This window comes from Chryseobacterium glaciei (assembly GCF_001648155.1).
GTDB classification, from domain to species: domain Bacteria; phylum Bacteroidota; class Bacteroidia; order Flavobacteriales; family Weeksellaceae; genus Chryseobacterium; species Chryseobacterium glaciei.
In genome coordinates, this window is record NZ_CP015199.1 from 2401622 (window position 1) to 2427933 (window position 26312).

Sequence of the window (26312 nt, forward strand, 5' to 3'; positions counted from 1 at the left end):
TTTAATAAAATTATGAAATGGAATTTGAAAAACAATAACTATATGTTAATTTTTTTCAACATTTATCTTAAATTTAACCTCATCTATTTCGATTTCGTTAAAATTTGGAAGTGAAGATACAATTTCTATTTTATTTGACAAGACCTCTGATGAAATATATTCTTCATTTTTCTTAATATCATTTAAGAAAGGTGAATTTTCTTCCACAAAGATGTTTATCCTGTCTGTTAATTCAAAATTCTGCTCTTTTCTAAGGTTTTGAATTCTGTTGATAAATTCTCTTGCAATCCCTTCAGATTTTAACTCATCTGTTAGCGTCAAATCTAATGCCACAGTTGTTTTCCCGTCAGAAGTTACTGTCCATCCTGGAATATCTTTTGTTGAAATTTCAACATCTGATAGCGTAATTTCGTAACCTTGAACGTCTATTTTTCCTTCTTTTTCTAAACCTGAAATTTGTTCAGCAGTAAGATTTGTAATTTCTCCTCCAACTGTTTTCATATCTTTTCCAAGTCTCGAACCTAATGTTTTAAAGTTTGGTTTTATCTGTTTTACAATTAAATGTGATGCTTCTTCAGCATTTATCAACTGTAATTCTTTAACATTTACTTCTTGTTTAATTAACTCTGAAACTGCTAAGATCTGCTCTTCAGTTTTCTTGTCTAAAACAGGAATCAACACTTTTTGTAATGGCTGACGAACTTTCATGTTTTCTTTCTTTCTCAAAGAGAAAACCATACTCGTAATATTTTGCGCCAAGTGTGTTTTTTCAACCAAATCTTGATCGATTAAACTTTCATTAGCAACAGGGAAATCTGTTAAGTGAATAGATTCCGCGTTTTCTTTTCCTGTTACTTTATTTAAATCCTGATACAATTGATCCATAAAGAACGGAGCGATTGGCGCAGATAATTTTGCAACTGTTTCCAAACATGTATATAAAGTCTGGTAAGCTGAGATCTTATCGTCTGAATAATCTCCTTTCCAGAAACGTCTTCTGCATAATCTTACGTACCAGTTACTTAAATTATCATTTACAAAAGTATTAATGACTCTTGCTACTCTTGTCGGTTCGTAATCTTCGTAGAATGCTTTTACTTCTTTGATTAATAAGTTTAATTCAGACAAAATCCATCTGTCGATTTCCGGACGATTTTCAACCTCTTTTTCAGAATAATTAAATCCGTCAACATTCGCATACAAAGCAAAGAATGAATACGTATTGTAAAGCGTTCCGAAGAATTTTCTTCTCGTTTCATCAATTCCTTCGATATCGAATTTCAGGTTTTCCCACGGATTCGCATTTGAAACCATGTACCAACGTGTAGCATCCGGTCCGTAAACTGCTAATGTTTCAAACGGATCAATTCCATTTCCTTTAGATTTTGACATTTTTACCCCGTTTTTATCCAAAACAAGTCCGTTACTCATTACATTTTTATAAGCAACTGAATCAAAAACGGCAGTTCCGATCGCATGAAGCGTGTAGAACCAACCACGAGTCTGGTCAACACCTTCCGCAATAAAATCTGCTGGGAATGCTTTATTATTGTCAATTAATTCTTTATTCTCAAAAGGATAATGCAGCTGTGCATAAGGCATCGATCCTGAATCAAACCAAACGTCGATCAAATCACTCTCACGGTTCATCGCTTTTCCTGATTCTGAAACTAAAACAATTTTATCAACGATATTTTTGTGTAGATCAACCAAAGAATAATTTTCTTCAGACATATTTCCGATTTCAAAACCTTTGAACGGGTTTTCTGTCATCAATCCTGCTTCGATAGATTTTTCGATCTCGTTGTATAATTCTTCTACGGAACCGATGATGATTTCTTCTTTCAAATCTTCAGTTCTCCAGATCGGCAACGGAATTCCCCAATACCTTGAACGGGATAAGTTCCAGTCATTTACATTTTCTAACCAGTTACCGAAACGTCCTTCTCCAGTTGATTTTGGTTTCCAGTTGATTCCTTTGTTTAAATCTACTAATCTGTCTTTTACAGCAGTCATTTTTACAAACCAAGAATCCAATGGATAATATAATAATGGCTCATCAGTTCTCCAACTGTGTGGGTAACTGTGAACGTATTTTTCAACTTTAAAAGCTTTATTTTCTTCTTTTAAACGAATCGCAATTTCAACATCAACAGACTTTTCGGGTGCTGTTCCTGCATCATAATATTCGTTTTTAACATATTTACCTGCAAAATCTCCCATTTGCGAAGTAAATTTTCCTTGTAAATCTACTAATGGAACCGGATTTCCGTTCTCGTTTAAAACCAACATTGGCGGAACTTCAGGGGTAGCTTCTTTCGCTACTTTCGCATCATCAGCACCAAAAGTCGGCGCCGTATGAACGATACCTGTTCCGTCCTCTGTCGTTACGAAATCTCCTGAAATTACTCTGAAAGCATTTTCTGGGTTTTGGTAAGGTAGAGCGTAAGGCAATAACTGCTCATATTTAATTCCAACCAAATCAACACCTTTGAATTCTGCTAGAATTTTGAAAGGAATAACTTTGCTTTCTGAAGTGTAATTGGCGAAATCTTCGTCTGTTCCTTCACTGAATTTCTTTCCGAATTGTTTTCCAACCAAAGGTTTAGCCAAAACAATATTGATTGGTTCAAAAGTGTATTGATTGAAAGTTTTAACTAAAACATAATCGATTTTTGGACCGACAGTCAAAGCAGTATTCGAAGGCAACGTCCAAGGAGTTGTCGTCCAAGCTAAGAAATGTACATCTCCAAAACCTTGTAAGAATGAAGGTAATGTATCAGGAAGTGTCTTGAATTGTGCAACAATTGTTGTGTCAGACACATCACGGTAAGCTCCGGGCTGATTAACTTCATGGGAAGAAAGTCCAGTTCCCGCTTTTGGAGAATAAGGTTGGATCGTGTAACCTTTGTACAATAAATCTTTGTTGTACAATTGCTTCAACAACCACCAAACTGTCTCCATATATTTTGACTTATACGTGATATACGGATCTTCAAGGTCTACCCAATATCCGATTTTCTCGGTAAGATTATTCCAAACATCGGTGTAACGCATAACCGCTTCACGACACGCTTTGTTGTAATCTTCAATAGAAATTTTTGAGCCAATATCTTCTTTAGTGATTCCTAATTCTTTTTCCACACCAAGCTCTACCGGAAGTCCGTGTGTATCCCAACCCGCCTTACGGAAAACCTGTTTCCCGTTTTGAGTTTGATAACGACAGAAAATATCCTTTAACGCTCTAGCCATAACGTGGTGAATTCCGGGCATACCGTTTGCTGAAGGCGGACCTTCATAAAAAACAAACTCAGGTTTCCCCTCACGAATCTCAACACTCTTATTGAAGGTTTTATTTTGTTTCCAAAATTCCGCTACATTCTCTGCTACGTCAATAAGGTTGAGGTTTTTGTATTCTTTAAATTGGCTCATTGTAATATCTCAATATCGTTGATTAATTAAGTTGGCAAATTTACTAAAATTTGTCGGTTTATAATATATGTTTTATTTTGATATCATCTATTAAAAAGTTCTGTTTCAGAAATATAAATGTTTGAATGATTTTCTTCCACGGATAACGTAGATGTATATGTGATATTTTTAAAGAAAACTTCAATCGTAATCCTTGTCAAGGTTTTAAACCCTGACAAGGATTTTAGTAAAATAATAAACGTAATCATCTGCGAAAATTCGTGAAATCTGTGGGGAAATAAAAACAAAATTTCGTAATTTTAAAATACCACTTAAAACCATTTGTATGAAAACCTTTTCCAGACTAATATTTATTGTTTGTTTTCTTATCGGAATGATGACTCAAGCTCAGAATAATTATCCTCAAAACTATTTTCGGAATCCTTTAAATATTTCCATCAATTTGGCTGCTAATTTCGGAGCAGTTCGCTCTAATCATTTTCATATGGGATTGGATATCCGAACCAATAGTCAGGAAAATTTACCTGTTGTTGCGGCGGCAGATGGTTACGTCAGCCGAATAAAAGTTGAACGTTACGGTTTTGGAAATGCAGTGTACATCACTCATCCGAATGGCTACACAACAGTTTATGCGCATTTGAATAAATATTTTGATAAACTCGATGAATTTGTAAAAGGGCAGCAATACAAAGACGAAAAATGGGAACGGGATATCATTTTTTCTCCAAATCAGTTTCCTGTGACTAAAGGTCAATTAATTGCTTTAAGCGGAAATACAGGAGGTTCAGCAGGGCCGCATTTACATTTTGAAATCAGAGATACAAAAACGGAAGAATGTCTTAATCCTTTGCTTTTTGGATTTAATATTCCAGACAATATTGCACCAATCATTAGTGGATTATATTGGTATGACAGGCGTTTCAGTACTTATGAACCTGGCGGGAACGGAATTGCTGTGAAAAAAGCTGGAAGTGTTTATACCTCAAATGTCATTCAGGTAACTTCTCCGCAGATCAGTTTTGCGATAAAAGCGGTGGATAAAGCGAATCAAGGTTTTAATTTAGGGATTTATGATGCAGAATTATTAATTGATGGGAAATTAGTTTACAGTTTTAAAATCGACAAGATACATTACAATGATACCCGTTATATCAATGGTTGTATAGATTATACAAAATTTGTTCGTGATAAGATGAGTATTCAACATTTATCAAATTTATCAGGAATGAAACTGCAAAATTACAGTTCTGGATCAGATGGAATTATCAATCTTCAAGACAATGATGTTCACGATATTGAAATAATTTTAAAAGATGTCAACGGAAATACAAGCCGATTAACAACAAAAGTTCAATTGAATAATTCGTCGGAAAAAGTTTCATCAAATAATAAAACGGTCGTTCCCAATGAATCAAAAACGATTAAAACAGAAAATGCAGAAATTAATCTAAGTAAAAATGCAGTTTATGATGCCGTAAATTTTAATATGTATGAAAAATCGGATGCTGAAGCAGTTTCAAATGCAATTGTTTTAAATAATCCATACATTCCAATTCATGATTATTTTACATTAAAAATTAAACCCAACAGAAAATTAACCAACGAAGAAAAAGACAAAACAGTTGTAGAACTCAATTACGGAAGCGATAAGAATATCATCAAAGCAAAATGGAATGGTGATTGGGCTGAAGGGCAATTTAACAGATTAGGAACAGCAAGATTATTGCTCGATAATAGTTTGCCATCTGTTTCTTCAAGTTGGAAAGAGGGAGCAATCGTCACAGTTGGTTCTTTCCGATTAAAAGGAACAACAAAAATCGGCGACATCGAATCTTTCCGTGCGGAATTGGATGGAAAATGGCTTCGTTTTGCAAGAATAAAAGATGATTTTGTCTACGTTTTTGATGAAAAATGCCCAAAGGGTTCAGGTTCTCACACATTGAAAATGACAACTATAAATACAGCAGGGAATATGAATATGCAAAGTTTTACTTTTCAGAGATAATTATTTGTTTAAACGCAAAGTTTTATTTTATTGATAATTAAATTTAAGTGAGCAAAGAAGATCAACAAGTTGATTTGATGAAGCTGTATTTTCAAGCTTCGCGAAGCAAATTTATTTGCCTTTGCCTTCTAAATATTAATGAGAGTTTAATAAAATCTTTGCGTTTAAATAAATTTTTAAACAAATAATTACAAAAAGTAAAACCCAATCATCTGTGAAAATTTGTGTCAATCTGTGGTTAAAATTTCCTAGGAAGCAATCTTTTAATTTTAATTAAATAAATTTGTCACTTAAAATAAAAACTATTGGAATTCTATCCATCAATCGAAAAATCAGATATTCAGGAAATAAAAAAGTTTCAGGAGCAAAAGCTTCAGGAACTTTTGGTTTATCTTGAAAACAATTCGCCTTTTTATCAAAAATTATTCAAAGAAAACAATATCAATATTGTTGATATTCAGACGTTGGAAGATTTACAAAAAATCCCGACCACGACAAAAAACGATATTCAGCAGAATAACGATGATTTTTTCTGCATCACGCCCGATAAAATTGTGGATTACAGCACAACTTCAGGAACGTTGGGTGATCCTGTAACTTTCGGATTGTCAGATAATGACCTTGAAAGACTGGCTTACAATGAAGCAATATCTTTTGTGTGTGCAGGAATTCAGAAAGGAGATGTTGTGCAAATGATTACAACGATTGACAAAAGATTCATGGCCGGACTTGCTTATTTTTTAGGATTAAGAAAAATGGGAGCAAGTGTTGTCAGAATGGGCCCAGGAATTCCAGAGCTTCAATGGGATTCAATTTTTAGATACAAACCAAAATATCTGATCACTGTTCCGTCATTTCTATTAAAAATGATAGATTATGCTGAAAAACATGGAATTGATTATAGAAATTCCAGTGTTTATGGTGCGGTTTGTATCGGTGAAAGTATCAAGAATCAGGATTTTACGGATAATATTCTTTCACAAAAGATCAAAGAAAAATGGAATATTAAATTATTTTCAACCTACGCTTCCACAGAGATGAGCACAGCTTTTACAGAGTGTGAGCATCAAATCGGAGGACATCAACATCCTGAATTAATCATCACAGAAATTCTTGATGACGCTGGAAATGTCGTTCAGGAGGGAGAAAGTGGAGAATTAACGATTACAACTTTAGGCGTAGAAGCTCTTCCGTTGTTGAGGTTTAAAACCGGAGATATTGTAAAAGCACATTACGAACCCTGCAAATGTGGAAGAAATACGATGAGACTCGGTCCGGTTGTCGGAAGAAAACAGCAGATGATCAAATATAAAGGAACAACCTTGTATCCTCCTGCGATGAATGATATTCTGAATGATTTCAATAGTATTTTGTGTTATCAGATCGTTATTCAGTCGAATGAAATTGGTTTGGATGAAATTATCATTAAAATAAGCACAAACAGCAAATCTGAAAATTTCGTCAATGAAGTGAGAGATCATTTCCGTGCAAAATTGAGGGTAAGTCCGAAAATTGAGATCATAGATTTTGATATTTTGTCTAAAACAGTTTTTAATCCAAATAGCAGAAAGCCGATTACATTTATAGATTTAAGATAAAAACTAAGTAAAATTAACCATGAAAAAAACATTATTTCTATTCTTAATAACTCTTTCTACTTGTTTAACGGCTCAGAGGGTTAAAGTTATTTCCGGAAATTATAATTTTTTAAAAGATCAAAAATTCGTTAAAGTAGTTTTCAAATATGATAATGTAAAGTTTGAGAAAAAGAATTTAACAGAAGAAGAATTTTTAGCCCAAAGAATGTCTGAAATTGAAAAATCAAACGGAAAAGAACAGGCGGAAAAATGGAAAGCAGATTGGGAGCTTAGCAAAGAAAAGTCTTTTCCGGATAAATTTATGATGTCTTGGAATAAAAATGCAACGATTCAGGCTTCCAATAAATTTGCCCAAACTAAATATACTTTAATTGTTGAACCTACATGGATTCATGTTGGATTATTTTTCCCTTTGGCAAGTGATAAGGCTTTAGTTTCAAGTAAAATGACATTCGTTGAAACAGATAATCCGAGCAATGTTTTAATGGTTGTTGAAGGAATTAAAGCGACCGGAGATAATGGTTTCGGGGTTCCTAATAATAACGACCGAATTGCAGAATGCTTTGCAAAAACATCTAAAATGCTCGCTTTAAAAGTTGAACATTACACTAAAAAATAGCAAAAAGTTATTAAGTGAAATTCTATATTTGCAAACTTTAAATTAAAAATTATAAACTATGAAAAAATTATTTCTAATGCTCATTATGAGTGTTACTATGATTGTTAATGCCCAAGATCAGAAGCTTACAATTACTGCCGGGAATTTTATTACTTTGAAAGATCAAACGGAAGTAAATGTAGAATTGAAATTTGATAATGTAACATTAATGAAAGAAAATTATACAGAAACTCAATATCTTGAAAACAGAAAAAGAGATCTTCTAGCAAATCCTAAAAGAGGAGAAGCTGGATGGCAAAAATGGAATGATGAATGGCAAAAATATAAAGATGAATATTATGTAGACTATTTTGTAAAAGGATTAAATAAAGGATATAAAAATATTGTTTTTAAAAAAGGAAGTTCTGCAAAATATACTTTATTACTAGATACAAAATGGGTTTATCCAGGATGGCATGGAGGAATGGTTGGAATGACGGCTGAAATTACAGGAACAGTAAAACTTATAGAAACAGATAATCCATCAAAGGTTTTAGCTGTAATTGAACTTAATAAATTTGATAAATACGTAAATAATAAAGAATTTGTTATGGAATACGGAAGAATTGCCGCAGCGTATGAAGCAATAGGAAAATATATTGGAAAGGATATCAAGAAAGGTGTAAAATAAAACAAAAAGCGGTCTGAAATTTTCAGACCGCTTTTTTTATGATTGTTCTTGCTGCTTCTCCATTTTGATAAGGTTCGCAAGATTTTTTATTACTGTGTCGTGTTTCTTCACGAAAGGATTGTCTTTATTCCAGACATATCCTGCCAAAACCGCGCAAATTTTCTTCTTAACATCAGGATTTTCCGGTTGATGGAAGAATAATTCCTGCAGATTTCCGGTGTACCATTCTTTCACGTAGGTTGTGAAAACATCAACGCCGTATAAGATATAATCAGCAAATTCTTTTTGCCAGTCAACTTTTTCGCCATTTAGCTGTCTTAAAGCCAGTTTTGCGGCAGTCATTCCTCCTTCCGTTGCAAAAGCCATTCCCGATGAGAAAACAGGATCAAGGAATTCTGAGGCATTTCCTGTCAACGCAAATCCGTCTCCGAATAATTTTTTAACCGAACAAGAATAGTCTTTCAAATGTCTTGGTTCAAAAAGAAAATCTACATTTCCGAAACGTTTTACATAATAATCTGAAAGCGAAATTGCTTTTCTTAATGCTTCTGCAACGTCTCCGTTTTCGGATAATTGATCAATATATTCAGTCGGACCAACAATTCCTACACTAGTATTTCCATTCGAAAAAGGAATTACCCAAAGCCAAACTTCGGTTTCAATAATATCAAAAGAAATCAATGTTCCCTCCGTTCCTTCTTCTCTGTTGATATCTTCAACATGAGCAAAAATCGCTGAATGCGGAGATAATTTTGATGGTTTTTCTAAATCTAAAAGTCTCGGTAAAACTCTTCCGTAACCGCTGGAGTCGATCACAAATTTTGCATGAATTTCCTTCGTTTCACCCTCTTTATTTTTAACGGTTGTGATAGAATCTGTTCCATTGAATTCAATACCGATAACTTCCGTTTCAAATTCAAGGTCGATTCCTTTATTGATGACTTCTTGGGCTAAAGTATTATCAAAATCAGCTCTCGGAACCTGCCAGGTCCAGTCCCAGCCCTCACCGAATTTATCACTGAAATCAAAGATGCAAACTTCGTCACCTCTCAAAAAACGCGCTCCCAATTTTTTCTCGAAGCCCATTTTATCTAAGGCAGGAAAAAGTCCCGCTTCATCAAAATGATCCATCACTCTCGGAATTAAGCTTTCGCCCACAACCAATCTCGGAAATTTTGTTTTTTCGACAACTTTTACGTTGATATTGTTCTTCTTTAAGTATGAAGAAGATACGCATCCGGAAGGTCCAGCACCGATTACGAGAACATCAACAAATTCTTTGCTCATCTTTGATTTTTTATTTTAATAATAACTTATATCTTTGCCGCAAAATTAGTGACAATTAATTAATATTTTATAAAATTATCTATTATTACTTTTAATTGATGAAAATAAATAGCTTTTTAGAACTGAAAGATTTTCAGGATATCGTCGTAAATAATGAAAAAATAGAACTGGATGATACACTTTTAGCCAGAGTGGATGCGAGTTTTCAGTTTTTGAAAGAATTTTCTAGGAATAAAGTGATATATGGTGTCAATACTGGTTTTGGGCCAATGGCTCAATTTAAGATCAGCGACGAAGATACTCACCAACTACAATATAATTTAATTAGAAGTCACTCTTCAGGTATTGGAAATGCTCTTCCTCCGCAAGAGGTGAAAGCTTGCATGTTGGCAAGATTGAATACTTTATCGCTTGGAAATTCTGGTGTTCATTATTCGGTAGTTAATTTACTTAAAGAATTAATAAACAGAGATGTTACACCGTTGATTTTCGAACACGGAGGAGTAGGCGCAAGTGGCGATTTAGTCCAATTGGCGCACTTGGCTTTAGTTTTAATCGGAGAAGGAGAGGTTTTCTATAAAGGCGAAAGAAAATCCACAAAAGAAGTTTTTCAAATTGAAGGATTGGAGCCGATAAAAGTGGAGATCCGTGAAGGTCTTGCTTTAATGAACGGAACTTCCGTGATGTCAGGAATTGGGATTGTTAATGCTTATAAAACCAATCAATTAACTGAGATTTCCATTAAATTATCTTGTGCGATCAATGAAATCGTTCAGGCTTACGACGATCATTTATCGGAAGCTTTAAATGGAACAAAACTTCATGCAGGCCAGCAAAAAATTGCAAAAAGAATGCGTGCGCATTTGTCTGACAGTAAATTAATTAGAAAAAGAGAAGATCACTTATATACTCATTTTGAAGAGCAGGAAAAGGTTTTCAAGGAAAAAGTTCAGGAATATTATTCGTTAAGATGTGTTCCGCAGATTTTGGGACCTGTTTTAGATACGTTGGAATATACGGAGAAAGTTCTTGAAAATGAGATTAATTCAGCGAATGACAATCCAATTATAGACGTTGAAGGTCAGCATGTTTATCACGGTGGAAATTTCCACGGAGATTATATTTCTTTAGAAATGGATAAACTTAAAATTGTGGTTACAAAACTGACAATGCTAGCTGAAAGACAATTAAATTATCTTTTAAACTCAAAAATCAACGAAATTTTGCCTCCTTTTGTAAATTTAGGTAAATTAGGCTTTAATTTCGGGATGCAGGGCGTTCAGTTCACAGCGACTTCCACAACAGCAGAAAGTCAGATGTTATCAAATTCTATGTACGTTCATAGTATTCCTAATAACAATGATAATCAGGATATTGTAAGCATGGGAACCAACGCTGCGGTGATTTGCAGAAAAGTGATTGAAAATGCTTTCGAAGTATTGGCGATTGAAGCGATCACGATCATTCAAGCGATTGAATATCTTGATTTTAAAGATAAAGTTTCAACATCAACAAAAGAGTTATACGATGAAATAAGAAAGATCATTCCAGCGTTTTCAGATGATATGGTGATGTATCCATATTTGGAGAAAGTGAAGCAATATTTAAAAAAATAAACAATTTAAGGAGAACCCGAAGGATTCAACATTAATAGCCGTAGGTGTAACCTATGGAAAATATAAAAGTGATCATTCCAGCGTTCTCAGATAATATGGTGATGTATCCATATTTAGAGGAAGTGAAGCAATATTTAAAAAAATAAACAGTTTAAGGAGAACCCGAAGGGTTCAACAATAATAGCCGTAGGTAAACCTATGGAAATATAAAAACCATAATCTGGTAAAAAAACAACAACCCATGAAATGTGCAATTGTAACAGGAGGCTCTAGAGGAATAGGAAGAGCAATCTGTATAAAACTGGCAGAAGAAAAAAACTATCATATCTTAATCAACTACACTTCAAACGAAGCTGCAGCAAAGGAAACTTTAGCTAAAGTTGAAGAGCTTGGATCTACCGGAGAAATTCTGAAATTCGATGTAGGAAATTCGGAAGAAACTTTAAAAGTTTTGGGAGAATGGCAGGAAAAAAATGCCGATTCAATAGTTGAAGTAATTGTAAATAATGCCGGAATAACAAGAGACGGATTATTCATGTGGATGCAGAGTGAAGACTGGAACGCTGTGATTAACACGAGTTTAAATGGTTTTTTCAACGTGACAAATTTCTTTATTCAAAAATTGTTGCGTAATAAATACGGCAGAATTATCAATATGGTTTCTGTTTCCGGAGTAAAAGGAACGGCAGGTCAGACGAACTATTCTGCAGCAAAAGGCGCTTTAGTCGGAGTTACAAAAGCTCTTGCTCAGGAAGTGGCAAAAAGAAATATCACTGTAAATGCAGTCGCACCAGGGTTTATCAGAACAGATATGACTCAAGATTTTAATGAAAATGAATTGAAAGCAATGATTCCAGCCAACCGATTTGGTGAAGCTGAGGAAGTTGCAGATCTTGTTGCATTCTTAGCTTCGAGAAAATCTTCGTACATTACAGGAGAGGTGATCAATATTAATGGTGGAATTTACTCATAATCAATCTTATACTAATTTAATTTTAAATAAAAGTTTCAATTTTTAAAACTTTGCTGAGTAAAACGCCTTTGCGAACTTAAAAAAACAGCATTAATTTTAAAATATCTTTGCGAACTTTGCGATTAAAATAAATAGCAGCAAAAATTGTTATAAAACTAAAATGGAAAATAGGGTTGTAATTACCGGAATGGGAATTTATTCTTGCATCGGAACTTCTCTGGAAGAAGTGAAAGATTCCCTGTATCAAGGAAAATCCGGTATTGTTTTAGTGGACGAAAGAAAAGAATTTGGTTTCAGATCAGGTCTTACGGGCGTGGTTCCAAAACCGGATTTGAAAAGTCTTTTAAACAGACGTCAGCGCATCAGCATGGGCGAAGAAAGCGAATATGCTTATGTAGCCACACTTAATGCGTTACAGCAGGCAGGCATAGATCAGGACTTCTTAGATAATAACGAAGTTGGAATTTTATACGGGAATGATAGTGTTTCTCAGGCAGTTGTGGAATCAATCGACATTGCAAGAGAGAAAAAAGATACTACTTTAATGGGTTCAGGAGCGATATTCAAATCAATGAATTCTACGGTTACCATGAACCTTTCCACAATATTTAAATTAAGAGGAATTAATTTGACCATCAGCGCAGCTTGTGCCAGCGGATCTCATTCGTTGGGATTGGCTTATATGATGATTAAGAGCGGAATGCAGGAGATGATCGTTTGTGGAGGAGCTCAGGAAACCAATAAATATTCAATGGCAAGTTTTGATGGGTTGGGTGTTTTTTCGGTAAGAGAAAATGAACCAACAAAAGCATCAAGACCTTTTGATAAAGATCGAGACGGCTTAATTCCAAGTGGTGGAGCAGCTTCTTTGATTGTTGAAAGTTTAGAATCTGCACAAAAAAGAGGCGCAAATATTCTGGCTGAAATCGTTGGTTACGGTTTTTCTTCAAATGGCGGACACATCTCAACTCCAAATGTTGACGGACCAGCTTTAGCAATGAACAGAGCCTTGCAACAGTCTGGTTTACAGGTAAAAGATATTGATTATATTAATGCTCACGCGACTTCTACACCAATCGGAGACGCGAATGAAGCAAAAGCAATCTACGAAATTTTCGGAAGTGAAGTTCCTGTAAGTTCTACAAAATCCATGACGGGACATGAATGTTGGATGGCAGGTGCAAGTGAAGTTATTTACTCAATTCTGATGATGCAAAATGATTTCGTAGCACCAAATATCAACTTGGAAAACCCTGATGATGAGGCAAAAAAGATAAATTTGATCGCCGAAACAAAAAGTCAAAAAATTGACGTATTTTTGTCGAATTCTTTTGGATTTGGGGGAACAAATTCGGCACTAATTGTTAAAAAATTTGAATAAAAACATGGAAAGGGAAAAAATTGTTGCGATCGTCAACGACTTTTTGGTTAATGAATTCGAGGTAGACGGCGATGAAATCAGCAATGAAGCAAACTTAAAAACAACTTTAGGCTTAGACAGCTTAGATTATATCGATATGGTTGTAGTGATTGAATCTAATTTCGGAGTGAAATTAGGGGAAGCAGACTTCAAGAAAATGGTCACTTTTGATGACTTTTATTCGACTATTCAAAACAAAATCACTGAAAAAAACGCTTAATTATCGATTAAACTTTATTTTCTATAAATTTTAACGGAAATGAATGTCTTTGCTGAGTGAAACGCCTTTGCGAACTTAAAAACATTTAGTAGTTAAAGAAAATCTTTGCGAACTTTGCGTTAAGAACAAGAATAAATTATGAACAAGTGGAAAGGTAAATCTAAAGGCACAATTCTGGGCTACAGAATTTTCGTCTGGTGTATTAGAAATATCGGGATCAGAAGTTCATATTTTGTACTTTATTTTGTTGCTTTATACTACTTTTTGTTCGAAAAAAACAGCAACAAATACTTCACTTATTACTTTCAAAAAAGACTGAATTACGGATTTTGGAAAACTAAATTTTCATTATTTAAAAGTTATTTCACTTTCGGAACAGTTTTGATTGATAAAACAGCTATTTCAGCAGGATTAAGAGAAAAGTACACTTATGAATTTGATGGCGTTGAAAACCTCAAAAATCTTTTAGAAGAAAAAAAAGGTGGCGTCTTAATCAGCGCCCACATCGGAAATTTTGAAATTGCAGAACACTTTTTCGCTGATATTGATTTTGATTGTCAAATTAATTTAGTAACGACAGATCAGGAGGTTACAGTGATAAAAGAATACCTTGAAAGTGTTACTGTTAAAAAAAGCAATATCAAATTCATTTATGTAAAAGACGATATGTCGCATATTTTCGACATCAATGAAGCGTTGTCGAAAAATGAGTTGATCTGTTTTACAGGCGACCGTTATTTTGAAGGTTCAAAATTTCTTGAGGGAGATCTTCTTGGAAAAAGTGCGAAATTTCCTGCAGGGCCTTTCCTCATTGCTTCTCGGTTAGGCGTTCCCGTTGTGTACGTGTATGTGATGAAGGAAAAAAATCTTCATTATCACTTGTATGCAAGGGTCGCTCAGCAAGTTAAAAAACGAGATGCGCAGGGACTTTTAAACTCTTATACTCAAAATTTAGAGTCCATGATCAAAAAATATCCTCTTCAATGGTTCAATTACTTTGATTTTTGGGATGATATTGATTAATTTTCAATATTTTTAGGGCAGCTTTTCCGCCTTCCGCTCCCAATCTTTTTTTGCTTTGGCAAAAAAAGGATTTCCGCTCAAGTCGGGCTGCAAACAATTCAACGTTAAAAAAGCCTTGTCAAGGTTCAAAACCTTGACAAGGCTGATGAAAAATTAATCTCCTTGAAAAAAACATACGACATATTGATTATCGGTAGCGGATTGGGAGGTCTTGTTTCGGCTCTAATTTTGGCGAAAGAAGGTCTGAAAGTCTGTGTCTTGGAGAAAAATAACCAATACGGCGGAAATTTACAGACATTTTCACGAGACAAACTGATTTTCGATACGGGAGTTCATTATTTGGGTGGATTATCAAAAGGGCAAAATCTTCATCAATTCTTTTCTTATTTGGGAATTATGGATGATCTCGAACTTCAGAAAATGGATGAAGACGGATATGATAAAATCACTTTCGGTGATGACGAAATCGAGTATCCTCATGCCCAGGGTTATGAAAATTTTGTTGAGCAATTATCTCAATATTTTCCGCATGAAAAAGAGAACTTGGAGAACTATTGTGAAGAAATTCAGCGGGTTTGTAATCAGTTTCCGAGATATAATGTTGTCGGAAGCAATAATTATAATGAAGAAATTCTCCATTTAAATACAAAAAGATTCATCGAATCGATTACTTCAGATAAAAAATTACAGTCAGTTTTATTGGGTTCAAATTTTCTCTATGCAGGAGATTCGGAAAATGTTCCGTTTTACGTTCATGCTTTGACGGTGAATTCTTACATTCAAAGTGCTTACAAATGCGTAAAAGGAGGAAGCCAGATCTCAAAATTATTAATTATAAAATTAAGAGAATATGGCGCGGAAGTTCACAAACATTCCGAAGTTTCTACAATGATCTTTAATGAAAATGGAGTTTTAAATGGAGTAAAAACTAAGGAAGGAAAAGAATATTTTGCGAAACAAATTATTTCAAACATTGAAATTCGTTCAACCATTAAATTGATTGGCGAAGAAAGGTTGAAAAAATCCTTTTTAAACAGGGTTTTAAGTTGGGAGCCTGTTTCTTCATGTTTCAGCGTTTATTTGGTCTTAAAACCAAATTCAATTCCAAATTTTAATTATAATTTGTATCATTATTCTTCAGAAGATCTGGTTTGGAATGCCTATCAATATAAAAAAGAAAACTGGCCGGAAACGTATATGCTTTCTTCAACACCTTCAAAACATCATCCTAAATTTGCTGAAAGTTTAACGGTAATTTCCTACATGGATTTTGATGAAGTTAAAAATTGGCAAAATACCTTTAATACAGTTGCTGATGAAGAGGAGAGAGGGCAACAGTATGAAAAATTCAAGCTTGAAAAAGCAGAAAAAATGATTGATGCATTGGAAAAGAAAATTCCAGATTTGCGACAATTTATTAAAAAAGTGTACACATCTTCTCCGTTATCTTACCGTGACTACATCGGAAGTTTCGAGGGAAACATGTACGGATATATAAAAAGCTCGGAAAACCCTTTAAAAACAATGGTTTCTCCGCGAACAAAAATTAATAATCTTTTTCTTACAGGACAATCTGTCAACATGCACGGAATTTTGGGTTGCACGATTGGAGCTTTCAATACTTGCGCTGAAATCTTAGGAAAAGAGCGTATTGATGAGCGTTTGACACAAATGATTAATAAGAATAAAAGTGAATAAAAATAGAATATGGCGTACTGTCATTCAGAACGGAACGAAGTTGAGTGAAGAATCTAAACAATTTAGAATAGATTTCTCCTTCCGTCGAAATGACAGAGTTTTAATCTTACTGTTTTTCAGCTTCAGCCTTATCCTCAGTCTCACATCTTGTGGTGTCAGAAAATCAATAAAACACGTCCCGGACGTAAAACAATATTCATTAGAAGTTCCGAAAGTCAGTAAAATTAATGATTCTACTTTTAATTTTAATCAAAATTACTTAACCAAAAACAAGCAACAGCTTTGGGAATTATATATTAAAGGTAACCCTTTACAGCTAGGCTATAACAACGGTGCATTGACTCAAAATTTAATGCAGAAACAGGAAGAAATTTTCTTTTCAAAAGTAGAAGGTTTTGTTCCGTCGAAGTTTAAGCAAAAATTATTGAGAGGTTTTCTAAAATGGTACAACCGAAAAATGTACTTGAATGTAAGAGAAGACTATCAGGCAGAATTATTTGGGTTATCTCAATATGCATCAGATAAATACAATTTTATTGCACCTAAATATCTGAGAAGTTTATATTTACATGGCGCTCACGATATTGGCCATGCAATGCAGGATTTGATGGTGGTTGGCTGTACTTCTCTCGCGGTTTGGAATGAAAATACGGAAGATGGAGATCTGTTGATCGGGCGAAATTTCGATTTTTATGTTGGAGATGATTTTGCTAAAAATAAATTGATAGAATTCGTAGAGCCTGAACAAGGAATTCCCTACATGTCTGTGAGTTGGCCGGGAATGATTGGCGTGGTTTCAGGGATGAATAAAGAAGGGATTACAGTGACAATCAATGCAGGAAAATCTAAAATTCCTTTGACTGCAAAAACACCTATTTCTTTGGTTACGAGAGAGATTTTACAATATGCAAAAAACATCGAAGAAGCTATTGCCATTGCAAAAAAGAGGAAGGTTTTCGTTTCCGAATCTATTTTGGTTGGAAGCGCAAATGATAAAAATACAGTCATTATTGAGGTTTCACCGGATAATTTCGGAGTTTATAAAGTAGAAAATACAAGTCGTGTTTTTTGTACAAATCATTTCCAATCAGATGCTTATAAAGATGATAAAAGAAATAAAAAACATATTATAGAAAGTCATTCTGAATACCGTTACGAAAAACTTCAGGAACTTTTAGAAAAAAATAAAAAGCTGAATCCTGAAAAAATGGCTTCTGTTTTAAGAGATAAATCGGGCTTAAAAGAGGAGAAAATAGGTTATGGAAATGAAAAGGCAATCAATCAGTTACTGGCGCATCATGCCGTGATTTTTTCGCCTCAGAAAAAATTGGTTTGGGTTTCTGCGAATCCTTATCAGTTGGGAGAATTTGTATGTTATGATTTAAATGAAATTTTTTCAGATAAAAGATTAAAAAGCGGTGAATTTGCAAAGTCAAATTTAAATATTGCTAAAGATCCTTTTATTGATTCTCAAGAGTACAAAAATTACGAAGAATATAAAAAATTAAGTTCTCAGATTGAAGATGCAATTAATGATAAAAAGAAAATTCTTTCTGATGAATTTATCAATAATTATCAATCTTTAAACCCTGATTTTTGGTTCTTATATTATCAGGCAGGAAAGTATTATTTCAATAAAAAAGAATATTCTAAAGCGAAAATTCAATTTGAAGCAGCGTTAACAAAAGAAATTACAACTGTTCCAGATAGAGAAAATGTTGAGGAATATTTGAAGAAAACATTAAAAAAATTAAAATGATTCCCAAAAGTATACGGTATTTATTTTCCATTCCTTTTATTATAATTGTTTGTTATTCTGTGTATTTGCTGAGTAGATACAATTCAATTCCAGAGATAATTCCTATTCATGGTTACGGAAGATCGACAGGCGGATCTGGAAGTAAATTATTTCTTTTTTCACCAATTATATTAAACATGATCATTTTATTGTTCATTTGGAGAATCATCAAAAATCCTGGTAAGATCAATTTTACTTTTGAGAATAAAGATGAAAATTACAAGAAAGAAACTTTTACAGTACAGTTGGTTTTGGTGATTATTGCTATATTTATTACTGTTTTTACAACACTTTTGTTGTTCTCCGATGTTGTTTATAAATAATTTTAATTCTTGAAATTTTAATAGAATGCTTATTGGTAATAATAACAATTAGCCTTATTTATTTTGTTTAATTTTTATTTATTATTTAATAAATATTATTTGTGTTTTTATAAGTGTTTATGGTGTTTTTATTGAATAATAACTTTTTAATTGTTTATTTTGTTTTATTATTTTAATTGATTTTGCTTTTTTAATGTAAAAATATTTGGCGCGTAGTTAGTTTATTATTTATATTCGTTTCCTTAAAACCATGAAACGAATGAGAAAAAACTATTTTTTATCTCTTATATTTTTATTGATGCTGTTTTCTTGTAAAGATGAGAAGATGGAAGGAGTGGAGGTAGAGAGTTCTTTTGTTAATTTTGAAATCAATGCGGTTCCATACGCTAAATTATCTACCTATGCTTTCTTCACAGGTGAACTAAAAAATTTAACTCCATCAAGCAAGGTAATTCCTTATGAACCTGCAAGTTCGCTGTTTACCGATTATGCTCTTAAAAAGAGATTTATCTGGATGCCGCAAGGCGTAAAAGCGACTTTTGATGCAGATGATAAAACACTGAATTTCCCTGTAGGAACTGTTTTAATAAAAAGCTTTTATTACAATACAGTACAGCCTAATAATACCACCAAAATACTGGAAACGCGATTAATGATAAGAAAATCAACTGGTTGGATTTTTGCAGAATACATGTGGAATGATGAACAGACAGAAGCCAATCTGGTTACCGGAACAGATTTTACAAGTGGTAGTTCTAAAAACTTAACTTTCAAAAAAGAGAATAATGAAGTCATGAATATTGATTACAGAATTCCTTCAGAATCAGAATGCTATGCCTGTCATAAATTAGATAACAAGCCGGTTCCTATCGGTGTAAAACCTCAAAATATTAATACAACATATAGCTACGAAGGAGGAGTTAAAAATCAATTGCAAAAATTGGTGGATGAAGGTTATCTTTTAAGTTACCCTTCAAATATTGTTTCTACAGTTAATTACAAAGATACCAGCAAACCTGTAGATATACGGTTGCGGTCTTATTTAGATATCAACTGCGCGCATTGTCATCAACAAAATGCGCGTTGTGATTATCGTGCTATACGATTGAGTTTTAGCCAAACGACAAACCTTACCAATATGGGAGTTTGCGTAATGGCAGATGAACCGCAAGGTCCTTCATTAGAGAAGATTATAACACCCGGAAATCATAATAAATCGGTGATGAGCTTTAGACTTAATTCTGTAGATGAGAGTAACAGAATGCCTTTGTTGGGAAGAACGATTGTACACGATGAAGGAGTTGAACTCTTAAAGCAATGGATCAATTCTCTTAACCAAAACTGTCCTTAAAAACAAATAACCAAACTGAAAGAATATGAGAAAAAAATTATCCTTTTTTGTTTTATTATCTAATATAACATGGGGAATAGCACAACTTACTTGCGCTTCTGCAGTAAATCTTACGGTAGGAACATATACAGCACCTGCAGTTACAGGAACGCCACCATCCATAGTTTGTAATTTGGGAACTCTCGGATCAGCAGCGGTATGGTACAAATACACAGCTACTGCAAATAAGAATGTTACTGTTTCTTCGTTCGTAGCAGGGCAAAATGTAGACACAAGAGTGATGGTATATTCAGGAAGTTGTGGAGCATTAGCATGTGTTGCAGCAAATGATGACTCTTCTGGTACTTCTTCACAGGTTACCTTTGGAGCTGTTGCCGGAAACACCTATTATGTGGTGTTCGACAACAGATGGTCTAGTTTAGGATTTAATTTTAATGTAACTGAATCAGCACCTGTTATCAATCGACTTTCATTTGTTTCTCAGCCGGTTACGGTAGCCGGTAGTTACAATAACTGTGTGGTAGATATGAACGGGGATTATTTAGATGATATTGTTTCTGTCGTAAATAATACTCAAATCGTTATCTCATATCAAAAGCAGGGAGGTGGATTCAATGATGTTACGTATACAATTCCCAATACGACAGTATTACCTTCATGGAGCATTGCTGCCGGAGATTACGACAATAACGGTTTTAATGATCTGGTGTATGGTTCTGGAAGCGGGATTGCTTTTTTGAAAGCTAGTGCTGACGGAACGGCCTTTATTGCTGATAGAAAACCACAATCTTTTTTAGTTCAGAGAACTAATTTTATAGATATCAATAATGATGGAAAACTGGATGCTTTCATTTGTGATGATAACGCTCCGAACAGGTATTATATGAATGATGGAACAAATATGAACCACAATCAGGGAGGAATGGGAGATTTCCCTTCTGGTGGAAATTACGGTTCTATCTGGATTGATTATGATAACGATGGTGACATGGACTTATACATTGCAAAATGTAGCGGAGGAGGTTCCGGTCCCGGAGGAAATATAGATGAGCTTCACAGAAACAACGGAAACGGAACTTTCACAAACGTTGCTCTTGCTGCGAATATGGCTAATCCTACCCAGACATGGTCTACTGCTTGGGGAGATTTTAATAATGATGGTTGGATGGACGCTGTCGTAGGAATCAATGCTACAACCAACGGGCTGAGCAAAGTGATGAAGAATAATGGGGATGGTACATTTACCGATAAATCAGTAGGTTCGGGTTATGATATAGTTAATGCTTCAAGCAGAGAATATATTGCTTATGATTTTGATAATGATGGATTTCTGGATGTCTTAGGCGCAGGAAATACAATCATGTTTGGAAATGGTGATTTTACTTTTACTCCAAATGCTACTGTTTACAGCTTAAATATAACAAAGCGCCCAATTGGAGATCTCAATAATGACGGATTTCTGGATATTCAGAATGGAAATACCATCATGATGAATGCCGGAAACACCAATAAATGGCTAAAAGTAACATTAAAAGGAACTCAAAGTAACAGAAACGGAATCGGAGCAAGAGTTGAAATTTACGGAGCTTGGGGAAAACAAATCCGAGATGTACAGAGCGGAACAGGTTTCGGAAATATGAGTACACTGAATGCTCATTTCGGAATTGGTCAGGCTACAGCCATTACAAAAGTAATTATAAAATGGCCTTCAGGTATTGTTGATACGATTTACAATGTAACGCCAAACACGACATTAAATGTTGTGGAAGGATCATTCTTGAATACGAGAGAAGTACAGACTACTCAGGAAATATTCACTATTTATCCAAATCCGAGTGATGATATTATCAATTTTAAATCTAAAAATGATTTTACTCCAACCGAAGCAAAAGTGTATGAAATGACTGGTAGAATGGTTTTACAAACAAAGGTTGAAAGAAACTCAATGTCTATCAAACAATTAAATTCAGGTATTTACATGCTTGTTTTGGCAGATAAAAATGGAAAAACATATTCTCAGAAGCTAACGAAAAAATAAAACATAATTTATCCTTCATAACTCACTGCAAGGTCGAAAGGCTTTGCAGTTTTTGTTTAAAAAAGGTTGGATTAATTATTATCAGGATTCACTCTATTCAAAAAGAAAAAAGTGCCTATTCCTAAAATCATAGACATTGTGGTCGCTAAAATGGTACTTCCGATTACGTATTGAAGAAGATTATTCTTAATCAGTTCAAAATTAAGTTCACTGCTTAAAATATTACTGTCGCTATGTACAAAAGGAGAACCTAAAAATAGTGAAGCTGCAATGATAAAAGGGATAAACGGTGGAAAACTCACGTTAGAAGCTACAAAAGCCAAGACTTTGTTCAGTTTAAAAAGAACCGCCAGAGAAATAGTTAATAAAGTATGAAATCCCCACAACGGAGAAAATCCTATAAAAACCCCAAGCGCAATAGAAAAAGCCTTTGTACGGTTGCTTCCGTCGCTTTCTAAAACATCTTCTTTAATGAATCTTTTAAAGCTTTTCTTCCTGAAATTATTAATAAAATTTCTCGGAATAATATAAAGCAAAGTAATCGTCACCAAGATCGTATTCAGAATACTGATTCTTGTAAAATCTTTGAAAGGTCTGAAATGCGAAACCCTTTCCGCAGGATCATACAAAACTTTTATCGGAACATTTTTTACGGGAACATGTCTCCAGGCTGTTCTTACAATAATTTCAATCTCAAACTCAAATTTTGGAGTAAAATATTTTTTCGGAATTTTATGTAAAGGATATAAACGATAACCGGATTGGGTGTCTTCCAGCTTAATTCCGGTTTCAAACCAAAACCAGAAATTAGAAAAACGATTTCCGAAACTGCTTTTCTTTGGAATTCCGTCTTGCGACATATTTCGATTTCCGATCAGTAAAACATCATGTTCTTCATTCAATAATGCTTCCACAAAAACCGGAAGGTCATCCGGATAATGTTGCCCGTCTGAATCAATCGTTATTGAATAATTGAACCCCAATTCTTTTGCCTTTCTGAAACCTATTTTAAGTCCATTTCCTTTTCCTTTATTCTCAGGCAGGGAAACGGTTGTAATCTGAGGATATTGACCGAGAATGCGAGGTGTGGAGTCCGTAGAACCATCATTGATCACAATGATACTTTCGGTATAGTCTAAAACACCAGTAATCACTCTTCTCAGAGTTTTCTCGTTGTTGTAAGTAGGTATTAAAATGCAGATTTTCTTTTCAGAAATTGCATTCTGTACTTCAGGAAGGGTCATTGTTTTATTTTAATGATGCTTTTTCAGTATCAGACATGGTTTTGGACTGTACAGCAAACTTTTTAATATAACTTTTCATAGCTGCATTTTGCTTTCCGTAGTTGCTTAAAATGAATGCTTTATCATCTTTCAATCCACCTCTGTATCCTACAATTTTAGGGATATTTTCCTGAACACTTAGTCTTATCAGCCTTAATTCAATATTGTTAGGATTTGATTTAATAATACTTTCAAGGTTTACTGCTCCGGCTTTTACGAGCGCTTTTCTGTTTTGTTTAACAATTTTGGCTTCCATGATCTTCGCAGCAGCTTTATATCCAATGGTTACAGCATCAGAACCTGACTGTTTTTCGGCAGTATTAATAAATGCCTGTGTGTTTTCGTTGGATTGATTGGCTTTTGCATAGCTATTTCTTAATGCTTCCAAATCTGTTTGAAAGAATAAAATAAAAGCTGTTATGAATGATAAAATGAACTTCATGATGTCAATTTTTTATAGTTTACTGACATTTTTAATGCAATAGTCTCGCCAAAAGAAGTGGTATTCTTTACTTTAACTTCATCTTCGGTTTCAGTAATATCTAATTGTAAAGTTAAATCCGGTGTTTCAAACGGGTTGATGATCGCCATGAATTTTACATTCGAAGCAGATTTTAAAAATAATTGCGCACCTGTAAATTCTTCAGTCAGTTCTTTTACGATCTGCATCATGCAAACTCCCGGAGTTACAGGGTTTCCCGGAAAATGTCCATTGAAAATATCATGATCTTTATTTAAACTGATATTTGCGATGAAGCGTCCGTTTTCTTCTTTTTCGGATGATTGTAAAGTGTAAAAGTCTGTAAGTATGGTTTGCATCAGCTATTCTGTTTCGGTTATTTGAAATAGTTTTATATTGATCTTGAAATCTTTATGTTGAAGATTCAAACTATCCGCGAAGATATGTTTTTTTGCTTCAAAAGTGAAATCGATTTTTTCCTTATTGTTTTTGGTGTAAATGATCTGGTTCAGCAATCCATTTTCTTTATTAAAGAACAAATAATATTGTTTCTTATCCAGTTTTGAGAGGTAGATTTTCGATTTTTCATTCTCAAAAGTTTCATTAACAGGATATTTCTGTTTTAACAATTGCTGAAAATCATTCTTTAAAAAATTAATAACAATCTTTTTATCTAAATCTGCTAGAACATAGTTAAGCTTAAAATTTTCTCCTGAAATCTCGAAATCAATTAATTTATTTCCAAAATCAGAGGTTAATACGACACGGTGTATCGCGTCATTTAGTTTTTTAATAATTAAAATTCCGCTTACATGATTTTTATAAATATCCATCTGACATTTATAAACATAATCTTCATTAGAAGAAAAGTATAAATTTTCAACGATCTTCTCAGAAGTCGAAACGGATTTTGCGTCTGCAAGTTTATATGTTTTACACGAAACAAACAGCAGAAAAATCAGACTATAAAGAAAACTCTGAAGCAGAAATCGGCGCATTGATCTTTGTATTTTTGAAAACAATATTCGTAGTGTCTCCTGAAGCTTCCGTCATATTTACTTGTGAAACGGTTGATTGACCTTTTGGAAAACTCAATTCAATTTGTTTGATGTATTTCAATAATTGAGCAGATTTCGGAGTAAATTTTGCGATATTATAATTCGCATTTTTCAAATAAGCAACTGAAAATTCAGGATCGTTAAACATCTGTCCGTTTGAACTTCCTACAATCAGTTTATTGATCTTTTCAAAGGTTTTACTTTTTGCATCAACAGAAGATTTCTTTCCCTGGTCGTTGATGAATATTTTATTGTCCTTGAAGATAATGCTGTATTGATAAGGCTTTGTATATTTCCAGCTTAAAATGTTGGGTGTTTTTAAAGACATTCTTCCATATGTCACAATGTTTTTATCCAAAAAATCCATTTTCTTGGTTTGGATAAAATCACTTTGTAAGGTTTTTATTTCCTTCGTTTCAGATGAAACTTTGGTCACAAAAGCTCTTGCTTCAGCGCCTGTCATTGCTGTATTTTGAGCAAAAAAGAAGCTTGAAACTAATAAGAATGCTCCGAAAGCAATATTTTTAATCATTTATAAATTCGGTTTTATTTTGTTATTGTTTACATTGGATTGCATCCAATGCTTTGTTAAGTCGTCCCTTCGGGACTCCCAACCAATATTATTTTTCGTTATCCACCGTAAAAGTTGAATACTTTTCACGCTCCAAAAATACTAATAAATCTACCAAAACATTATACGTTTTTTCTGAGGTATCATGTAGAAGAATGATGCTTCCTTTTTTCAGATTTTTTGTAACTCGTTTATAAATTTTCTTTTCGTTGTCTGTAATCGTATCGAGAGAACGGACATTCCAGCCGATGCTTTTTTTGTGAGTTTGTTTGATCGCTTTAGCAATATTCGGATTGGTAACACCAAAAGGAGGGCGGTATAAATTGGTCTTTATATTTCCAATTTTATAAATGATTTCGTCGCATTTTTCAATCTCTTCAACCATTTTTGGAGTAGATAAGAATCCGGTATTGTTTGAATGAGAAAAAGTATGATTTCCAATTGTGTGACCTTCCGCAATAATTCTTTGGAAAGTTTCAGGATATTTTTCAATCTGTTTTCCGATGCAGAAAAAGGTTGCTTTTATCTGATTTTCTTTTAAAATATCTAAAAATTTCGGGGTAAATTCAGTCGGACCATCATCAAAAGTCAAAGCAACTTCCTTGATTTTTGTTCTTTTATGAGTCAAACTATTGACAAAATATCCTAATTCAATATCAAAAGATCCCCAAACAAGCACTGCCGAAAAAAGTAAGAAACAAAACAAATAAACCCAAAAAGTCCCGTGAAATGCATAAATAAATACATTGCAGAAAAGATAAAATAGAATAAATGGATAGTGTTTCATCTTTTTATTATTTTGAGTTTTTGGTTTAAAATATTCTTGGTGTCATTGCTAGGAACGCAGTGACGAAGCAATCTCAAATTCG

22 protein-coding genes are annotated in these 26312 nt (G+C 33.8%); 14 read left to right on the forward strand and 8 right to left on the reverse strand.

The genetic code is table 11. The features are described 5' to 3' along the window. Positions 1-45: 45 nt before the first annotated feature. Positions 46-3432 carry an isoleucine--tRNA ligase gene (gene ileS, locus A0O34_RS10790; RefSeq protein ID WP_066754509.1) on the reverse strand — a complete coding sequence of 1129 codons (3387 nt, stop codon included), beginning with the start codon at positions 3430-3432 and terminating at the stop codon, positions 46-48. Positions 3433-3757: 325 nt separating this feature from the next. Here ileS and A0O34_RS10795 point away from each other — a divergent pair, with 325 nt between their 5' ends. From A0O34_RS10795 to A0O34_RS10810, 4 genes are all read left to right on the forward strand, one after another. Continuing rightward, entirely contained in the window at positions 3758-5437 is a 1680-nt protein-coding gene (locus A0O34_RS10795) for a M23 family metallopeptidase (RefSeq protein ID WP_066754511.1), read from the forward strand. A gap of 305 nt (positions 5438-5742) precedes the next feature. After that, positions 5743-7035: a flexirubin biosynthesis putative acyl-CoA ligase FlxY gene (flxY, locus tag A0O34_RS10800; RefSeq protein WP_066754513.1), complete on the forward strand. Its 1293-nt coding sequence runs from the start codon at positions 5743-5745 to the stop codon at positions 7033-7035. A 19-nt stretch (positions 7036-7054) separates the two neighbouring features. After that, on the forward strand, positions 7055-7654 hold the full coding sequence (locus tag A0O34_RS10805; protein WP_066754515.1) for a hypothetical protein: 600 nt from the start codon (positions 7055-7057) through the stop codon (positions 7652-7654). Positions 7655-7712: 58 nt separating this feature from the next. Next, a complete protein-coding gene (locus A0O34_RS10810; RefSeq protein ID WP_066754525.1) occupies positions 7713-8324 on the forward strand; it encodes a hypothetical protein in 612 nt (203 codons plus the stop codon). Between the two features lie 36 nt (positions 8325-8360). Here A0O34_RS10810 and A0O34_RS10815 read toward each other — a convergent pair whose 3' ends face one another. Beyond that, positions 8361-9611 carry an NAD(P)/FAD-dependent oxidoreductase gene (locus tag A0O34_RS10815; RefSeq protein ID WP_066754526.1) on the reverse strand — a complete coding sequence of 417 codons (1251 nt, stop codon included), beginning with the start codon at positions 9609-9611 and terminating at the stop codon, positions 8361-8363. A gap of 98 nt (positions 9612-9709) precedes the next feature. Here A0O34_RS10815 and flxA point away from each other — a divergent pair, with 98 nt between their 5' ends. The 10 genes from flxA (at position 9710) to A0O34_RS10865 (ending at position 22071) form a co-directional block, all read left to right on the forward strand. Further along, positions 9710-11227 carry a flexirubin biosynthesis tyrosine ammonia-lyase FlxA gene (flxA, locus tag A0O34_RS10820; RefSeq protein WP_066754527.1) on the forward strand — a complete coding sequence of 506 codons (1518 nt, stop codon included), beginning with the start codon at positions 9710-9712 and terminating at the stop codon, positions 11225-11227. Positions 11228-11468: 241 nt separating this feature from the next. Continuing rightward, the gene (gene flxB, locus A0O34_RS10825; RefSeq protein ID WP_066754528.1) at positions 11469-12200 is read left to right on the forward strand and encodes a flexirubin biosynthesis SDR family reductase FlxB; all 732 of its coding nucleotides are present in this window, start codon (positions 11469-11471) and stop codon (positions 12198-12200) included. A gap of 160 nt (positions 12201-12360) precedes the next feature. Next, positions 12361-13581, forward strand: a complete 1221-nt coding sequence (locus A0O34_RS10830) for a beta-ketoacyl-[acyl-carrier-protein] synthase family protein (protein ID WP_066754529.1) — start codon at positions 12361-12363, stop codon at positions 13579-13581. A 4-nt stretch (positions 13582-13585) separates the two neighbouring features. Then, complete coding sequence (locus A0O34_RS10835; RefSeq protein WP_066759632.1) at positions 13586-13840, forward strand: acyl carrier protein; 255 nt, start codon at positions 13586-13588, stop codon at positions 13838-13840. Between the two features lie 138 nt (positions 13841-13978). After that, positions 13979-14863, forward strand: a complete 885-nt coding sequence (locus A0O34_RS10840) for an LpxL/LpxP family acyltransferase (RefSeq protein WP_066754533.1) — start codon at positions 13979-13981, stop codon at positions 14861-14863. Between the two features lie 162 nt (positions 14864-15025). Continuing rightward, positions 15026-16561 (forward strand): phytoene desaturase family protein, encoded by a 1536-nt coding sequence (locus A0O34_RS10845; protein ID WP_066754535.1) that lies wholly within the window; start codon positions 15026-15028, stop codon positions 16559-16561. A 103-nt stretch (positions 16562-16664) separates the two neighbouring features. After that, a complete protein-coding gene (locus A0O34_RS10850; RefSeq protein WP_066759634.1) occupies positions 16665-18320 on the forward strand; it encodes a C45 family autoproteolytic acyltransferase/hydolase in 1656 nt (551 codons plus the stop codon). After that, entirely contained in the window at positions 18317-18682 is a 366-nt protein-coding gene (locus tag A0O34_RS10855; protein WP_066754537.1) for a hypothetical protein, read from the forward strand. Before A0O34_RS10850 ends, A0O34_RS10855 begins: the two co-directional genes overlap by 4 nt. Before the next feature lie 259 nt (positions 18683-18941). Then, on the forward strand, positions 18942-20033 hold the full coding sequence (locus tag A0O34_RS10860) for a hypothetical protein (RefSeq protein ID WP_066754540.1): 1092 nt from the start codon (positions 18942-18944) through the stop codon (positions 20031-20033). Between the two features lie 25 nt (positions 20034-20058). After that, entirely contained in the window at positions 20059-22071 is a 2013-nt protein-coding gene (locus A0O34_RS10865; protein ID WP_066754548.1) for a CRTAC1 family protein, read from the forward strand. 71 nt (positions 22072-22142) lie between these two features. On the opposite strand, the gene A0O34_RS10870 is transcribed toward A0O34_RS10865, so the two are convergent. The 6 genes from A0O34_RS10870 to A0O34_RS10895 form a co-directional block, all read right to left on the reverse strand. Next, complete coding sequence (locus A0O34_RS10870; RefSeq protein ID WP_066754549.1) at positions 22143-23315, reverse strand: DUF2062 domain-containing protein; 1173 nt, start codon at positions 23313-23315, stop codon at positions 22143-22145. 4 nt (positions 23316-23319) lie between these two features. Beyond that, a complete protein-coding gene (locus A0O34_RS10875; RefSeq protein WP_066754551.1) occupies positions 23320-23796 on the reverse strand; it encodes a hypothetical protein in 477 nt (158 codons plus the stop codon). Further along, entirely contained in the window at positions 23793-24173 is a 381-nt protein-coding gene (locus tag A0O34_RS10880; protein ID WP_082891142.1) for an ApeI family dehydratase, read from the reverse strand. Before A0O34_RS10880 ends, A0O34_RS10875 begins: the two co-directional genes overlap by 4 nt. 3 nt (positions 24174-24176) lie before the next feature. Next, positions 24177-24812 (reverse strand): flexirubin biosynthesis protein LolB2, encoded by a 636-nt coding sequence (gene lolB2 / locus A0O34_RS10885; protein ID WP_082891143.1) that lies wholly within the window; start codon positions 24810-24812, stop codon positions 24177-24179. Beyond that, the gene (gene lolA2 / locus A0O34_RS10890) at positions 24778-25404 is read right to left on the reverse strand and encodes a flexirubin biosynthesis/transport protein LolA2 (protein ID WP_066754552.1); all 627 of its coding nucleotides are present in this window, start codon (positions 25402-25404) and stop codon (positions 24778-24780) included. Before lolA2 ends, lolB2 begins: the two co-directional genes overlap by 35 nt. Before the next feature lie 88 nt (positions 25405-25492). Continuing rightward, positions 25493-26230, reverse strand: a complete 738-nt coding sequence (locus A0O34_RS10895) for a polysaccharide deacetylase family protein (protein WP_066754553.1) — start codon at positions 26228-26230, stop codon at positions 25493-25495. Between the last annotated feature and the right edge of the window lie 82 nt (positions 26231-26312).

What these genes read in the sequence shown, in the direction of transcription:
- ileS (WP_066754509.1), bottom strand. Translation starts at nt 3,432, where the DNA reads ATGAGCCAATTTAAAGAATACAAAAACCTCAACCTTATTGACGTAGCA.
- A0O34_RS10895 (WP_066754553.1), bottom strand. Translation starts at nt 26,230, where the DNA reads ATGAAACACTATCCATTTATTCTATTTTATCTTTTCTGCAATGTATTT.
- lolB2 (WP_082891143.1), bottom strand. Translation starts at nt 24,812, where the DNA reads ATGCGCCGATTTCTGCTTCAGAGTTTTCTTTATAGTCTGATTTTTCTG.
- flxA (WP_066754527.1), top strand. Translation starts at nt 9,710, where the DNA reads ATGAAAATAAATAGCTTTTTAGAACTGAAAGATTTTCAGGATATCGTC.
- A0O34_RS10810 (WP_066754525.1), top strand. Translation starts at nt 7,713, where the DNA reads ATGAAAAAATTATTTCTAATGCTCATTATGAGTGTTACTATGATTGTT.
- A0O34_RS10795 (WP_066754511.1), top strand. Translation starts at nt 3,758, where the DNA reads ATGAAAACCTTTTCCAGACTAATATTTATTGTTTGTTTTCTTATCGGA.
- A0O34_RS10805 (WP_066754515.1), top strand. Translation starts at nt 7,055, where the DNA reads ATGAAAAAAACATTATTTCTATTCTTAATAACTCTTTCTACTTGTTTA.
- A0O34_RS10860 (WP_066754540.1), top strand. Translation starts at nt 18,942, where the DNA reads ATGAGAAAAAACTATTTTTTATCTCTTATATTTTTATTGATGCTGTTT.
- A0O34_RS10865 (WP_066754548.1), top strand. Translation starts at nt 20,059, where the DNA reads ATGAGAAAAAAATTATCCTTTTTTGTTTTATTATCTAATATAACATGG.
- A0O34_RS10875 (WP_066754551.1), bottom strand. Translation starts at nt 23,796, where the DNA reads ATGAAGTTCATTTTATCATTCATAACAGCTTTTATTTTATTCTTTCAA.
- lolA2 (WP_066754552.1), bottom strand. Translation starts at nt 25,404, where the DNA reads ATGATTAAAAATATTGCTTTCGGAGCATTCTTATTAGTTTCAAGCTTC.
- A0O34_RS10840 (WP_066754533.1), top strand. Translation starts at nt 13,979, where the DNA reads ATGAACAAGTGGAAAGGTAAATCTAAAGGCACAATTCTGGGCTACAGA.
- A0O34_RS10835 (WP_066759632.1), top strand. Translation starts at nt 13,586, where the DNA reads ATGGAAAGGGAAAAAATTGTTGCGATCGTCAACGACTTTTTGGTTAAT.
- A0O34_RS10880 (WP_082891142.1), bottom strand. Translation starts at nt 24,173, where the DNA reads ATGCAAACCATACTTACAGACTTTTACACTTTACAATCATCCGAAAAA.
- A0O34_RS10855 (WP_066754537.1), top strand. Translation starts at nt 18,317, where the DNA reads ATGATTCCCAAAAGTATACGGTATTTATTTTCCATTCCTTTTATTATA.
- A0O34_RS10815 (WP_066754526.1), bottom strand. Translation starts at nt 9,611, where the DNA reads ATGAGCAAAGAATTTGTTGATGTTCTCGTAATCGGTGCTGGACCTTCC.
- A0O34_RS10830 (WP_066754529.1), top strand. Translation starts at nt 12,361, where the DNA reads ATGGAAAATAGGGTTGTAATTACCGGAATGGGAATTTATTCTTGCATC.
- A0O34_RS10870 (WP_066754549.1), bottom strand. Translation starts at nt 23,315, where the DNA reads ATGACCCTTCCTGAAGTACAGAATGCAATTTCTGAAAAGAAAATCTGC.
- flxB (WP_066754528.1), top strand. Translation starts at nt 11,469, where the DNA reads ATGAAATGTGCAATTGTAACAGGAGGCTCTAGAGGAATAGGAAGAGCA.